Origin of the sequence: Streptomyces sp. NPDC101165 (assembly GCF_044768135.1) — a bacterium.
GTDB lineage: Bacteria > Actinomycetota > Actinomycetes > Streptomycetales > Streptomycetaceae > Streptomyces.
Genome location: NZ_JBIWPG010000031.1, coordinates 50,938 through 65,344, shown reverse-complemented (window position 1 = coordinate 65,344; position 14,407 = coordinate 50,938). Strand labels below are relative to the sequence as shown.

Annotated in this window: 10 protein-coding genes; 5 read left to right on the top strand and 5 right to left on the bottom strand. The window is 71.6% G+C overall.

Annotated features, from left to right (window positions below):
- Nucleotides 1-19: 19 nt before the first annotated feature.
- Nucleotides 20-2,317 (top strand): zinc-dependent metalloprotease, encoded by a 2,298-nt coding sequence (locus ACIRVH_RS42615; RefSeq protein WP_403965387.1) that lies wholly within the window; start codon nucleotides 20-22, stop codon nucleotides 2,315-2,317.
- Between the two features lie 27 nt (nucleotides 2,318-2,344).
- Here the strand turns inward: ACIRVH_RS42615 and ACIRVH_RS42610 are convergent, their stop codons facing one another.
- Nucleotides 2,345-4,147 carry an alkaline phosphatase family protein gene (locus ACIRVH_RS42610; protein WP_403965385.1) on the bottom strand — a complete coding sequence of 601 codons (1,803 nt, stop codon included), beginning with the start codon at nucleotides 4,145-4,147 and terminating at the stop codon, nucleotides 2,345-2,347.
- 306 nt (nucleotides 4,148-4,453) lie between these two features.
- On the opposite strand from ACIRVH_RS42610, the gene ACIRVH_RS42605 reads away from it, so the two are divergent.
- The 3 genes from ACIRVH_RS42605 to ACIRVH_RS42595 all read left to right on the top strand — a co-directional run bounded on the left by ACIRVH_RS42605 (nucleotide 4,454) and on the right by ACIRVH_RS42595 (nucleotide 8,308).
- Entirely contained in the window at nucleotides 4,454-4,765 is a 312-nt protein-coding gene (locus ACIRVH_RS42605; RefSeq protein ID WP_403965383.1) for a hypothetical protein, read from the top strand.
- On the top strand, nucleotides 4,729-5,721 hold the full coding sequence (locus ACIRVH_RS42600; protein WP_403965382.1) for an alpha/beta hydrolase family protein: 993 nt from the start codon (nucleotides 4,729-4,731) through the stop codon (nucleotides 5,719-5,721). The genes ACIRVH_RS42605 and ACIRVH_RS42600 overlap by 37 nt, the downstream gene beginning before the upstream one ends.
- 193 nt (nucleotides 5,722-5,914) lie before the next feature.
- Nucleotides 5,915-8,308, top strand: a complete 2,394-nt coding sequence (locus tag ACIRVH_RS42595) for a M4 family metallopeptidase (protein ID WP_403965380.1) — start codon at nucleotides 5,915-5,917, stop codon at nucleotides 8,306-8,308.
- A 55-nt stretch (nucleotides 8,309-8,363) separates the two neighbouring features.
- On the opposite strand, the gene ACIRVH_RS42590 is transcribed toward ACIRVH_RS42595, so the two are convergent.
- The 3 genes from ACIRVH_RS42590 to ACIRVH_RS42580 form a co-directional block, all read right to left on the bottom strand.
- Complete coding sequence (locus tag ACIRVH_RS42590; RefSeq protein WP_403965378.1) at nucleotides 8,364-9,563, bottom strand: glycoside hydrolase family 64 protein; 1,200 nt, start codon at nucleotides 9,561-9,563, stop codon at nucleotides 8,364-8,366.
- Between the two features lie 148 nt (nucleotides 9,564-9,711).
- Complete coding sequence (locus ACIRVH_RS42585) at nucleotides 9,712-10,467, bottom strand: dienelactone hydrolase family protein (protein WP_403965376.1); 756 nt, start codon at nucleotides 10,465-10,467, stop codon at nucleotides 9,712-9,714.
- A gap of 112 nt (nucleotides 10,468-10,579) precedes the next feature.
- Nucleotides 10,580-11,200 carry an L-threonylcarbamoyladenylate synthase gene (locus ACIRVH_RS42580; protein ID WP_403965375.1) on the bottom strand — a complete coding sequence of 207 codons (621 nt, stop codon included), beginning with the start codon at nucleotides 11,198-11,200 and terminating at the stop codon, nucleotides 10,580-10,582.
- Nucleotides 11,201-11,516: 316 nt separating this feature from the next.
- Between ACIRVH_RS42580 and ACIRVH_RS42575 the strand changes: the two genes are divergently transcribed.
- Nucleotides 11,517-13,055 carry a helix-turn-helix domain-containing protein gene (locus tag ACIRVH_RS42575; protein ID WP_403965373.1) on the top strand — a complete coding sequence of 513 codons (1,539 nt, stop codon included), beginning with the start codon at nucleotides 11,517-11,519 and terminating at the stop codon, nucleotides 13,053-13,055.
- 118 nt (nucleotides 13,056-13,173) lie between these two features.
- Here the strand turns inward: ACIRVH_RS42575 and ACIRVH_RS42570 are convergent, their stop codons facing one another.
- Nucleotides 13,174-14,406 (bottom strand): cytochrome P450, encoded by a 1,233-nt coding sequence (locus tag ACIRVH_RS42570; RefSeq protein ID WP_403965371.1) that lies wholly within the window; start codon nucleotides 14,404-14,406, stop codon nucleotides 13,174-13,176.
- Between the last annotated feature and the right edge of the window lies 1 nt (nucleotide 14,407).

The following is a 14,407-nucleotide window of genomic DNA, read 5'->3' as shown; positions in this document are numbered from 1 at the left end:
CACCGACCGAGAGGCCCGCATGACCGGCGACGACACCTCCGCCCCCGACTTCCTCGACCTCGTACCCGACCTCGAAAGCGGTTCGGAGCGGCTGCTGTTGGGCATCCGTCACTTCGACGAGCCCTTCCTGCTCACCGTCTCCCTCTCGCAGGGAGTCGGCTCCAGTGAACTGCAGCTGGACCGGGGCCGGGCGGGCAAGGCCCGTCTCGCGGAGCTCCGCCGGGCGGGCGGCCGGGTGTTGCTCCTCGTACGCAACAAGCACTTCCTGACCAGCGGAGAGCCGGCCGGCGTGCGGGCGGGTCAGGAGTCCTTCGCCGTGTCCGTGGTGTGGAGCGGACCGGTGCTGCGGGAGGAGGCCGGCGCGGTCGTCGTGGACGCCGGCGGGCTCGTCCTGTACGACCACGACCGTGTCGCCGAGCACCTGGAGGACGAGGGACAGGGCGAGTACGCCCTCGACGCCGCCACCAGTCTTCCGCTCGTCGCCGACAGCCGCACCGGCCCGGACGCCGTCCGCCTGGCCGCCCTGCTCACCTTCCGGGGACCCGGCCGCGGCCCGGCCCTCCGGGCGGTCGCCGCCGACCCGCGCGCGGTGACCGTCGTCCAGCAGCTGGTCCTCCTGCGCCTGCCCAAGTCTCCACTTGCAGCACGCCGTTACCATCCGGCCTCCGGCAGCTACGGCGTCGGGTGGGCCGATCACGGCCTGGCCGGCCGTGCGGACACCCAGGTCAAGGTCCAGCCCCGGTTCCGTGCCGAGCCCGGTGGCGCGCCCGTCGTCTTCCGCGTCGACCCTGCCGTCCCCGAGCCCTTCCGTACGGCGGTCGTCGAGGGCGGCAACTGGTGGCGGGAGGCCTTCGCCCGGATCGGTCTGCCCGACGCCTACCGTGTGGAGACCGCGGGCGACGACTTCGACCCGCACGACCCGGCGGTCAACGGCGTGGTGTGGGTGCACCGTTCCGGCCGCGGCTGGTCCCTGGGGCAGGGCCTGACGGACCCGCGCACCGGTGAGATCCTGCACGCCCGGGTCCGGCTCGGCTCCCAGCGCCTCGACCAGGTCCGTGCCCTCGGCGAGGCACTGCTCGCCCCGTACGGCCGGCCCGACGAGGGCGAACGCCTGGCCGCCGTCGAGGAGTTGATGCTCGCCCGGCTCCGACTGCTCGCCGCGCACGAGATCGGTCATGCTCTCGGGTTCATGCACAACTTCGCCGGCACCCGGCACCCGGCACCGTCCGTCATGGACTACCCGCACGCCCACGTCACCGTGACCGACACCGGCGATCTCGACCTCACCCACGCCTACCCGACCGGCCTGGGCCCCTGGGACCACTTCCTCGTCGCTCACGGCTACGGCCACTTCGCCGACGAGGAAAGCGAGTTGGCCGAGCTGCGCCGCGAGGTGGCGGAGGCGGGCCTGATGTATGTGAGCGACGTGGACGCCCAGGGCACCGCGGCCGCGCACCCGGACGGCGTGCCATGGGTGACCGAGGGAGACGCACTCCGGGCCCTGGCTACCGTGCTCCGGGTGCGCCGCATCGCCATGGAGGGCTTCTCACGTGGGGTGCTGCCGCCCGGGCGGCAGACCGGTGAACTGGAGGAACGGGCGGTGCTGCTGCACCTGCTCCACCGCCACGAGGTCACCGCCGTGGCCCGCCTCGTCGGCGGGGTCCGGTACGGCTATGCGCAGGCCGGAGATGACTCCCCGGGCGTGGAGGCCGTCGACGCGGCCACCCAGCGTACGGCCCTGACCCGTCTGGCCGAACTGCTCCGGACCCATCAACTCGGTCTGCCTGAAGCCGTGTTGGACGCACTCACCCCGCCCGCCATCCGGTACGAGCGGAACGACCAGTACGTCGACACCCGCGCCGGACGGCTTTTCGACCCCTTCGAGGCCGTACGGACCGCCGTCACCCTCGTCACCGCCGAACTGCTGGACCCCGCCCGGCTCGGCCGCGTGGCCTGGCAGCACGCCAAGGACCCGGCCATGCCGGGCGTCGAGGATGTCGTGGACGCCCTGCTGGACGCGACCTGGCTGAGCGACGAGGAGGACGGCGACGCGCAGGTGCCGGGCGGGGAGGGCGTACGGCAGACGGCCGACTGGACTGTCCTGAACCATCTGCTCACCGTCCTCGAATCGCCCGGCCTGCACGCTCCGGTCAGGGCCACTCTCCGGGACGCCCTGCGTCGACTCGCCGACACCCTGCGCGTCCAGGCCGGCGTACAGCGGCGTGAGGCGGCCAGGTCGATCGGTGCCTACCTGGCCGACCCCCGCACGGTGAGGCTCGACCCGCTGCCCCGGGTACCCCCCGGGGCGCCGAACTGAAGGTGCCCGATCAGTCCACGGTCCTGATCAGTCCACGGTCAGCGAGAACGGCCCGGCCAGCACCGAATAGCCGTCATTGGCGAGGTAGTACACATCGTACTTGCCCGCGCCGCTGAGCTTGCCGGTGGAGAACGTGGCCGCGCCGCTGGCGTTGGGTGTGTAGGCCCAGGTCAGTGCGGACCGCTGGCCCGGGGTGACACCGGCCGGGTAGATGCCGATCCAGTTCTTCGCGCTGACTTGCGCGGCGGACGGAACCGAGTACCGGAAGGTGACGTTGCCGCCGTTCGCGACCGCGTTCAGGTCACCGGTGAGCTTCGGCGCCGTCGCGGTGGACGGTGCGAAGGCGGCGTTCAGCGGCGTCGCGTAGGTGTCGTTGGCGGTCAGGCCGGGCAGGCCGAGGGCCGACTCGATGGTGCGGGCTATGCCGTAGTGGTCGTAGTGGGCCGGGCTGCTGGTGCCGGCCGGGACGGTGCCCTGCGAGCCGACGACCGTGGTGACGATGTGGTTGTAGGCCTCGCTCTGGCTCTCGTCCCAGGTCAGGACGAGCAGGGAGCGCTGCTGGGTCCAGGCGGGGGAGGACAGCACCGGGGCGAGGGTCTGCTTCAGCCAGCCGTCCTGCGTCTTCAGGCTGGTGGCGCTGCCGTTGCCGGAGGCCTCACCGTCGTAGTAGTCGTCGGCGGCGATCCAGGAGAAGTTCGGCGTGGTCGCGGCCGACTGCAGGTCGGTGGTGAGCTGCGAGGTGTCGAACAGGTGGGCGGCGCAGCGCGACGCGTTGCCACTGATGTCGGTGTAGTTGATGAACGGGGCGTCGTCGGGCTCGTAGTAACTGTCGTTGTTGTTCTTGGTGTTGCACGGGGTGCCCATGCCCTGCTCGTAGGCCTTCCAGGTCTTCCCGGCGTCCTCCAGGGTGTCGCCCAGGTTGCGCTGCGGGGAGTTGATGTTGGGCCAGTACGTAGCGCCCTTGGCATAGGTGTCACCGCCCGCGACGGCGAGGTAGTTCTCGTCGCTCGGGTGGTAGACGCCGTGGAAGTCGGTCAGGGTCGCGCCCTGGTTCATCAGGCTGTGCATGTAGGGCGTGTCGGCCGGGTCGTTCATGACCTCGGAGTAGTCGGTGTTCTCCATCATGACCATGAACACGTGGTCGTAGCCCGGCACTTGGGACACCGGCGGGGTGAGCGGCGCCGGCGCGGTGACCGGGGTGTCCAGGGTGAGGGAGAGGTTGTCGAGGTAACCGGTCTCGTGCGACGTCGACAGGAACTGCACCTCGACCTGGATCGACCGGGTCCCGGCGGGCACCTGGCCGGTGGTGCTGCGGGACAGGAACTTGGTGGCCAGACCCCGGTCGGACGCGGAGACCGTCGGCAGCTTGGCCGTCGCGCCCAGCGGGTGGCCGCTCGCGTCCCGGAAGTGCAGACCGACCGCCGCGTAACCGCCGTAGACCGTCCAGCCGCCGAGCCAGCCGGAGAGGTTGTAGCTCACGCCGCCGCCGTCGATGGCCGTGGCGGCCGAGGAGACGTCCACGGTCTGCGACATCGAGCCGTCACCGAAGTTGCCGGGCCCGAAGAAGGCCTTGCCCGGGGCCTTGCCGTCGCCGGGCAGCCCGAAGGAGCCGGCGGTGTGGCACATGACGTCCGGGCCGCCGGCCTGGGTCGTCCAGCCGGGCACCGTGGTGGCCGCGGACCAGTCGTCGGTGCAGTAACCGCCGGCCTCCGCATCGCCGTTGACGATCAGATTGCCGCTGCTCCCGGCCGCGTGGGCCGGGGGAGTGGAGACGATCAGTGCGCCGAGGAGGGCCAGGAGCCCGCCGAGGGATCTCCAGCGCAGTCGCATGCGTGTACCTCGTCCCGTTCAAGAGGGTGTGGTGAGGGTGAGGGCCATTGGGCCCGGCTGTGCACGATGAACGGGACATGGGTATCGGTCTGCGCTGTCGAACGGAAGAACCGAGACCAAACTTGACCAGACAAGTTGGCATGGTGTCGGTCAGGCGGCGCCCTGCTCCCGGGCACGCCGGGCGCCGCCGGCCAGGGCATCCGACGGACTGTGCGAAAGCTGGGGAAGGCTCCCATCCGTGGCCCCCCAGGTCGGAGCGGGCTGGGACGTCCACGGGCCCTTCGCGGTCGTGCAGTCCCGCGACCAGTGCAGGTGCACTTCCTCGCCGTCGACCCCGCGGACGGCCGCGCCACGCTCCTGCACGAGCAACGGGATTCCCGCTGGGTGCAGTCGGTGACCGGACTCCCCGCCCGCACCGCCTCCGGTGCCCTGTTGTCGCACGCCGACCTGTGCGGCACCCGACACCTGGCCGTGGACGGTGAGCCGGTCGCCCCGGCCGGTTTCCAACTCCGCTCCGTCCTCGGTGTCGACGGGGACGACGTGCTGTTCACCGGCTCCGACGAGCCCACCGAGACCCACCTGTGGTCCTGGAGCCGAGCAGCGGGCCGCGGCGGCTGAGGGCGGGAGCGGGGCTGCACGGGGGAGTGCGGTGCGGCGGCACCCTCGTACGGACGACCCTCGACGCGGATGGACCGGGCGGGCGCGCCGAGGTGCTGCGTGCCCGGCGACCGGTCCTGCCCGTGCCGTCGTACGCCGAACGGCCCGCGCTGGACGTGCGCCGGACCCCGTTGCGGCTGGGTCCGCGGGAGCTGCGCGCCGACCTGTACCTGCCCTCCTGGCATCGACCGGAGCACGGCCGGCTGCCGGTGCTGCTCGACCCGTACGGCGGCGCGGCGACCCAGCGGGTGACCGCCGCGCACGGCTGGAAGGACCTGCTGTCCCAGTGGTTCGCCGAGCAGGGCTTCGCGCTGCTGGTCGCCGACGGCCGCGGCACCCCGGGGCGCGGGCCCGACTGGGAACGGGCGGTGCACGGCGACCTGCTCGGGCCGGTGCTGGACGACCAGGTGAGCGCGCTGCGCGCGGCCGCCCGCCGCCATCCCGTCCTCGACCTGGACGGGGTCGGCATCCGCGGCTGGTCCTTCGGCGGCTCGCTCGCCGCCCTGGCCGTCCTGCGCCGGCCGGACGTCTTCCATGCGGCCGTCGCCGGCGCGGGCGTCACCGACCAGCGGCTCTACCGCGCCTACTGGCGTGAACGGTTCCTCGGTCACCCCGACGAGCACCCGGAGCGGTACGACGCCTGCTCGTTGCTCGGCGAGGCGCACCGGCTCACCCGCCCGCTGCTGCTGATCCACGGTCTCGCCGACACCAACGTCCGGCCCCTCCACACCCTGCGCCCGTCCGAGGCGCTGCTCGCGGCGGGCCGCCCGCACGAGGTGCTGCTCCTGCCCGGCACGGGACACCAGCCGATCGGCACCGATCTGACCGAAAACCTGCTGGACCATCAGATCCGTTTTCTGCAGGAGCACTTGGGGGCCATACCGACGGGAGTGTCCCGGGCTGCCCCGTCCGCATAGGGAAAACCCTCGATTGCCCCCGACATGGCTGACATGCGCGGGTCAAAGCTGAAATCCTCCCCCCGCACACGGATCCTCCAAGGTGTGTGTACGGATCACGGTCCCCGCACAGCTCAGCTCGTCCCGGGCAGCACACCCGTCTGTCCGGTCTGTCACCGGCCGCGACCCGGCGGCCGCAGCAGGAGGAGTACGAGTGAGACGTCTTCCCCACAGACGGGCCACGGTCGGAGCCGCACTGGTCTCCACCGCCGCCTTTCTCGCCGTCGGCATCCAGTCGGTCCCGGCGACCGCCAAGCCCGCAGGCCCCCACCCGAGCCCCGTTCGCACCGGAGGCCTGGAGGCCAAGCTCAGCCCCGCCCAGCACTCCGCGCTGATCAAGAGCGCCAAGGAGAAGACCGCCGCGACGGCCCGCACCCTCGGGCTCGGCGCCAAGGAGAAGCTGGTCGTCAAGGGCGTCGTCAAGGACAACGACGGCACCCTGCACACGCGTTACGAACGCACCTACGCCGGCCTGCCGGTCCTCGGTGGCGACCTCATCGTGCACACCCCGCCCGCCTCCCTGGCCGCGGGCACCGTGAGCACGACCTTCAACAACAAGCACAAGATCAAGGTCGCCTCCACCACTGCGGCCTTCACCAAGTCCGCCGCCGAGACCAAGGCCCTCAAGGCCGCGAAGACCCTCCACGGGAAGAAGGCCACCGCCGACAGCGCCCGCAAGGTGATCTGGGCCGGCAATGGCACCCCGAAGCTCGCCTGGGAGACGGTGGTCGGCGGCTTCCAGGATGACGGCACGCCCAGCCAGCTCCACGTCGTCACCGACGCCACCACCGGCAAGGAGCTGTACCGCTACCAGGCCGTCAGGACGGGCACCGGTAACACGCAGTACAGCGGCCAGGTCACGCTGACCACGACCCAGTCGGGGTCGAACTACACCCTGACCGACGGGACGCGCGGCGGCCACAAGACGTACAACCTCAACCACGGCAGCTCGGGCACCGGCACCCTGTTCTCCCAGACCAGCGACACCTGGGGCAACGGCACCACGTCCAACGCGGCCACCGCGGGTGCGGACGCCCACTACGGCGCGCAGGAGACCTGGGACTTCTACAAGAACACCTTCGGCCGCAGCGGCATCAAGAACGACGGTGTCGGCGCCTACTCCCGCGTCCACTACGGCAACGCGTACGTGAACGCCTTCTGGGACGACAGCTGCTTCTGCATGACCTACGGCGACGGCTCCGGCAACGCCGACCCGCTGACCTCGCTCGACGTCGCGGGCCACGAGATGACCCACGGTGTCACCTCCAACACCGCGGGTCTGGAGTACACCGGTGAGTCCGGCGGCCTGAACGAGGCCACCTCCGACATCTTCGGCACCGGCGTGGAGTTCTACGCCAACAACAGCTCGGACGTCGGCGACTACCTCATCGGCGAGAAGATCAACATCAACGGCGACGGCACCCCGCTGCGCTACATGGACAAGCCCAGCAAGGACGGTGGATCCGCCGACAGCTGGTACTCGGGCGTCGGCAACCTCGACGTGCACTACTCCTCGGGCCCCGCGAACCACATGTTCTACCTGCTGTCCGAGGGCAGTGGCACCAAGGTCATCAACGGCGTCACCTACAACAGCCCGACCTCCGACGGGGTCGCCGTCACCGGCATCGGCCGGGCCGCGGCGCTGCAGATCTGGTACAAGGCGCTGACGTCGTACATGACGTCGAGCACCGACTACGCCGCCGCCCGCACCGCGGCCCTGAACGCGGCCACCGCGCTCTACGGCACCAACTCCACCCAGTACGCCGGGGTGGGCAACGCCTTCGCAGGCATCAACGTCGGCGGCCACATCAACCCGCCCAGCAGCGGAGTGACGGTCACCAACCCGGGCAGCCAGACCGCCACCGTCGGCACCGCGGTCAGCCTGCAGATCCAGGCGAGCAGCACCAACAGCGGTGCTCTCACCTACAGCGCCTCCGGGCTGCCGGCCGGCCTGTCGATCAACAGCTCGACCGGCCTGATCTCCGGCACGCCCACCACCGCGGGCAGCTCCAGCACCACGGTCACGGTGACCGACTCCACCGGCGCGACCGGCACCGCGACCTTCGGCTGGACGGTCAACCCCACCGGCGGCGGCTGCTCCTCGACCCAGTTGCTGAGCAACCCCGGCTTCGAGTCGGGCAGCAGCGGCTGGACGGCGACCAGCGGGGTCATCGGCACGGACAGCGGTGAGGCGGCCCACAGCGGCTCCTACAAGGCTTGGCTGGACGGGTACGGCTCCTCGCACACCGACACCCTGTCCCAGTCGGTGACGATCCCCGCGGGCTGCAAGGCGACGCTGACCTTCTACCTGCACATCGACACCTCGGAGACCACCACCAGCACTCAGTACGACAAGCTGACGGTGACCGCCGGTTCGAAGACCCTGGCGACGTACTCGAACCTCAACAAGGCTTCCGGCTACAGCCAGAAGTCCTTCGACCTGTCCTCGCTGGCGGGCTCGACGGTCACGCTGAAGTTCAGCGGAGTCGAGGACATCTCGCTCCAGACCAGCTTCGTCGTGGACGACACCGCCCTGACGACCGGCTGAGTCCCACGTCGCGGTCCCGCACACCGGAGGCTTCCGGGTGCGGGACCGTGGCATGTCAGGAGAGCGGATCCAGCGTCAGATAGCCCTGCTGCGGGCTGCCGTCGTGGACCAGCGACTCCTGGTTGCCGACGTCGTCGAAGGAGAACGCGTACGCCTTGCCGTCGGTCATCTGCGCGTGGATCTTGCGCGCGTAGTGGTTGGTCACCGCATCCTGGTAGAAGTTTGCTGCCGAGGCGTCCGGCTGGTTGGGGTTCACCAGCAGGGTGGAGCGGTTGAAACCGGCGCACAGCGTGCGGGAGATGGGGCCGCGCACGGCGTCGTTGGGTGCGTCCAGGAGCTTGTGGCAGCCGAAGATGCTGGACGCGTCCGGCTTCTGGAAGCTGGTGACGACCGCGCCGGAGGAGTTGGTGAAGTTCATGACGTTCCCCGAGACCCGGCCGTAGTACTTGGTGCCCGGCTGGTCGGCGAACGGTGTGACCGTGAGGGTCGACGTCGAGTACTTCTGCCAGACCCGGTTGACATAGTCGTCCATCACGTTCGCCGGCAGAGCCCCGGTCTCCACGCCGTACAGCGGAGACAGGGCGCGCAGCACGGTGCCGTCGGAGCGCGTCTGGATCAGGTTCGCCCAACCGCCCGGCTGCCCGCGCAGCGCGTTGAAGAAGCCGGTGTAGCCACCGGACTTGAGGTGCCCGGTGCTGCTCACACTGCCGTCGGCGCGCTGCACGCCGACCGCGTACGGCGCCGAGAACATGTCCACCTGGGTGCTGTTGAGCCACAGCCCGGAGTCGTTGAGGGTGTACTCCGACCAGTTGAACAGGATGTTCCGGTTGGGGTCGGACGGGTTCTGCACGGCCGGCTGCACCAGCCCGCCGGTGGTCAGCCGGAAGTCGAGCTTCTGGCCGTAGGAGAAGTAGATCCGGCCGGAGAACTTCGGGATACGGATCGTCTTCGACTGCCCGGCGGCGGGCCCTGCGATCGCCGCGTCCGGTGCGGGAGTCGGCGGGTTGCCGCCCGCCGGCCAGGCGTGGAAGGCGCCGTTCGCGTCGGCCCAGCCCTGCCGTCCTGAGGACAGCTGGGTGCCGAGGTCGTAGACGTACACCGGGTCGGAGCGGCCCGAGTTGTTGGTGATCTTCAGCGGGATGGTGTCCGGTACGGCGGCACCGGCCGGGTCCGGTGCGACCAGCGTGAGCAGGCCGCCGACCAGGGCCGCCGCGGCCGCCAGGGGCAGCGCGGGGCGCGTGATGCTGAGGGGCACTCTCCACCTCCGTGTGGGGTCGGGGTCGTACGGACATTGGTCCGTACCTGTTTGAGAGCGCTCTCAGCGTTGCGGTCGGGCGGGTGCATGTCAATGAGTTGGACGGGATCCGGGCGGCGCCCGCCGCGTCGCGGGCGCCCGGCAGACCTCAGAACGTGCGCTTCAGCAGGTCGAGAAGTGCCGCCCAGTGCCGCTCGTCGGCGTCCCGGTCGTAGGAGGGGGTGTCGGCCTGCGTGTAGCCGTGCTGCGCCCCCGGGTAGACCTCGCAGGTGTTCCGTACGCCGGCGGCGGTGAGCGTGTCCGTCAGGAGCCGGATCTGCTCCTCGGGCATGGAGTGGTCCTGGTCGGCGTGGCCGAAGTACAGCTCGGCGGTGATGTGCTCGGCGCCGCGGTGCGGGCTGTCCGGGGCGTCGGTGGCCAGCCGGCCGCCGTGGAAGCCGGCCGCCGCGGCCACCCGCTCGGGATGGGTGGCCGCCGTGCGCAGCGCCAGGCGGGCGCCCATGCAGTAACCCGTCAGCGCGACCGGGCCGTCGGCGACCAGCGGGCTGCCGGCCAGCCAGCCCAGGTAGGCGTCCGCGTCCCGCCTGACCTGCTCGGGGGTGTGGGAGGCCATGACCGGGCCGATCCGCTCCCAGATGGTCGGGTCGGCAGCGGGGTCGATGAACTCCGGAAGCTCTCCGATCGGGGTGCGGCCGTGCCGGTAGAAGACGTTCGGCACCAGGACCGTGTAACCGGAGCCGGCGAGCCGGTCGGCCATCGCCCTCAGTTGCGGGCGCAGGCCGTAGGCGTCCTGGTAGAGCAGGACCCCCGGATGCGGGTTCCCGTCCGCGGGGTGGGCGAGGTACGCGTCGGCGGTGCCGTCCTCGGTCGGGATGTCGACGGCTGTTCCCTGTACGGCGGTCATGCTGAGGAGCCTCCTGAGGAATCAGCGGCGGGAGGCGGATGCCCCTCGGTGCTGCGTGTACCTCTCATGCTGCCATGCAAGATCCACTCCGCCGGGACCGGACTTCCGCCCTCTATTCGAACCGGGAGGTGTCCCCGGCGCCCCGCCGCACGATCTCCGCCTCGCCACTGGAGAAGTCCACGACCGTGGTCGGCTCGGTGCCGCAGTCCCCGGAGTCCACCACCGCGTCCACCGCGTGGTCGAGCCGGTCCTTGATCTCCCAGCCCTGCGTCATCGGCTCCTCCTCGTCCGGCAGCAGCAGCGTGCTCGACAGCAGCGGTTCGCCCAGCTCGGCCAGCAGCGCCTGGGTCACCACGTGGTCGGGGATGCGCACACCCACGGTCTTCTTCCTGGGATGCTGCAGCATGCGTGGCACCTCGCGGGTGGCCGGCAGGATGAAGGTGTAGCTGCCGGGAGTCGACGCCTTGACGGCCCGGAACACGTCGTTGTCGACGCGGACGAACTGGCCGAGCTGCGCGAAGTCCCGGCACATCAGCGTGAAGTGGTGCCGGTCGTCGAGCCGGCGGATGGAACGGATCCGGTCGATGCCGTCCCGGCTGCCCAGCTGGCAGCCGAGCGCGTAGCAGGAGTCGGTGGGGTATGCGATGAGCGCACCCGAGCGGACCGCGTCGGCGACCTGAGTGATGCTGCGCGGCTGGGGGTTCTCGGGGTGCACGTCGAAGTACTTCGCCATCCGCCGAGCTTATGCCGTCGCCGGGCACCGCGCGCGGCTCCGGCGCGCTGCGTCGCGATGCCCATGGGGCCGGGGTGCTCGGAGTGCCGGGTCCGCTCTCGCGGCCGCCCGGATGCGGGCCGGCGGCCGACCGGCGAACTGCCCCCATGAGCAATGGAGTTGTGGCTCAACCGGCTGGTGCCCAGGCGCCGGCCCGGGGTGCCGTGTGTGCGCCGTCGCATGCGCGCTCGTCACCGTCGGGAGGCGTGCGGCCCCGCTTGGGGTAACGTCCACGTTCGAAAGCCGAGGTCAAACCGACGACGAGGAGAAGGTCGACGTGGCCGGCCGAGCCGACGAGGGCCCTCACGCCCAGCAGCCGCGGGACTCCGACACCACGTGGGCGGAGCAGCTGCTCGACCATCTGCGTCCCGCCGGCCGTGACCCGCGCAGGGTCGTCACCTGGCTGGGGCGGACCGTCGGGGCCACGGTCTGCCTCCAGGGCACCCAGGGAAGCCTTCTGGCCGGTGAGCGCCTGCCGCTCGACGGCACCGTGCTGGCCGACGTGGTCACCGGCCGGATCTCCGCGGCCGCCCTGGAGGACGGCGAACGCCATGTCCGCCTGGTCGGGATACGGGACCCCGAACGGGGCCCGGCGGCGGGAGCGGTGCTCGCCGTGGCCCGCCGCGACCCCTTCGACCGGCGTGCCGCCGACATCGTGAACCGCACCGCATCCGTGCTCGAACTCCTCCTCAGGGAACAAAAGCTGACGGACGACGGGCGCCGGCTGCGCCGGGCCACGGCCGACCTGCGGCTGGCCATCCTGCAGCTGCTGATGGTGGAGGACACCGTCTCCGCCCGCCGGGTCGCGGCAGGACTGTGGCCGGGCCTGCTCGAGGAGGACACCGCGTGCGTCTACGTCGTCGAGGTCTCGCCCGCCGAGCGGGACGCGCTCGCCGATGCCTGCGCGCACATCACCGAAGGCCTGGCACTCGTCGTGCGCTGCCCCGCGGTGGACGGGCACGTCATCGTCGTCGGCCCCCGGCCGGCGGCGGGGGACCGGCTGCGCACCCTCGTCGACGGCCGGCCGGGCACCTTCCTCGGCGGCAGCCTGCGCCAGCGCCTCGCCCGGACCGCCACCGCCTACGGGCAGGCCATCAGCGCCCTCGCCGTCGCCCGCTTCCGCCCGGACCAGACGGCCGTCTACGCCGAACGCACTCACCCCGAACGGCTCATGGACCCCGTCGCCCTGCGCGCCTGGTCCGCGGGCGTACTGCGTCCCCTCGACAGGCTGCCCCACCACATCCGCGCCGAACTGCTCGCCACGACCCGGCTGGGCCTGGAGTTCACCGCCGTCAGCGCGGCCAAGGTCCTCGGCGTCAGCCGCAACACCGTCCGTGCCCGCATGGACCGCGTCGAGGCGCTGCTCGGCACCGACTTCTCCCACCTCACCACCCGCGCAGCCGTTCGTCTCGCGCTCAACACCGAGGCGGTGCAGGGCCCGTACGACCCCGACGGCCCGGCCCCGCGCCCGGCCCCCGACCGGCTCGGTGACCTGCTCGCCTCGGCCGCGCTGCGGTTGTGGGCGCAGGACCTCCTCGGCCGCCTGGACGGAGACGGCCGCGATCTGCGGGGCACTCTGCGCGCCTGGATCGCCGCGGACTCGAACGCCGAACGCACGGCCCGGGACCTGGGCGTGCACGCCCAGACCGTACGCGACCACGTCCGGGCCGCCGAACCGGTTCTGGAACGCCAGCTGCTGGCCATGGGCAGCGACCTGTACGAGGTCGTCCTCGCCCACCTGGCCACCGGTGCCCTCGCCGCACCCACCGTCGGCGGGGCGAACCGGGGCCAACCGGACTCCCCTGTGCACGAGTGAGTCCTCGCCGCTCCGGAAAGGGCACCGGCGCGATACCCACCGCCGTGTCCCCGCGCGTAGTTTCAGCAGTCGCGGGGCACGACCGGAACGGGGGACCGGTCGGAGCCCCGCACGTGTCTCAGCCGCCGAGCCGGACCGGTACCTCCTGCCAGCCGTGCGCGATGAACGACGGCACCTGCCGCAGCTCGTCGGTGCCGACGGCCAGGCGCAGCTCCGGGAAGCGGGCGAACAGCGCGGGCAGTGCGGTCCGCGCCTCCATGCGGGCCAGCGGAGCGCCGATGCAGCGGTGCACGCCGATCCCGAACGCCAGATGGTCGTCGGCGCCGCGACCCGCGTCGAAGTCCGCCGCGTCCGGCCCGTAGCGCGCCGGGTCCACGCCGGCGGCCGCGTACGTCGTGATGATCGCGTCCCCGGCCGGGATCGTCACGCCCCCGACCTTCAGGTCCGCGACCGCGAACCGCAGCGGCAGCGCGGCGATCGACGGATGCACCCGCAGTGTCTCCTCGACCACTCCTTCCCAGCCGGCCTCCCCGGAGCGCACCGCCGCCAGCTGTGCCGGATGCGTCAGCAGGGCGACGACCGCGTTGCCGATGAGATTGACGGTGGTCTCGAACCCGGCGCCGACCACCAGCAGCAGCGTGTGCAGCAGCTCCTCGTCGGAGAGCCGGTCGCCGTCCTCGTCCCGGACCCGGATCAGCTCCGTGGTGAGATCGTCGCCCGGCTCCTGCCGCCGGTACGTGAGCAGCGCGCCCAGCACCGTGCCGATCCGCTCCTGCACGGACGCCGCGTGCTCCGGGCTCGGGTCGGAGGTGTCGAAGATGTCGGTGATGAGGCGTGCGGCGTCCGTGCGCAACCCGTCGGGCACCCCGAGCAGTTCGCAGATCAGGCGCATGGGCAGCGCATGGGCGAACCCGGCCCGCAGGTCGACCGCGCGGCCGTCGGCGCCCTCGGCCGCCAGCACGTCCAGGAGCTCGGCGGTGATGGCCGCCACGCGCGGGCGCAGCGCCTCGGTGCGCCGGAGCGTGAAGCTCGGGGCCACCAGCTTGCGCAGCCTGGTGTGGTCGGGACCGTAGGTGGTCAGCATGTTGACCACGCCCACCCAGGTCACGATCCAGCTCCAGGCGGGGCGCTCGCCGGTCTGCGGCCACAGCCGCCAGTGCCGGCGCGCGTCCTTGCTCACCAGGGGATCGAGGACCAGTTCCCTGAGGACGTCGTACCCGGTGGGCGCCCATGCGGGGATGCCGCCGGGCAGCTCCACGGGGACGACCGGGCCGAGGGCGCGCAGCCGGGCGCTCTCCACGACGATGTCGGTGCCGAACGGGTCGAGCGGGATGCGGTCGGTGACGGTCACG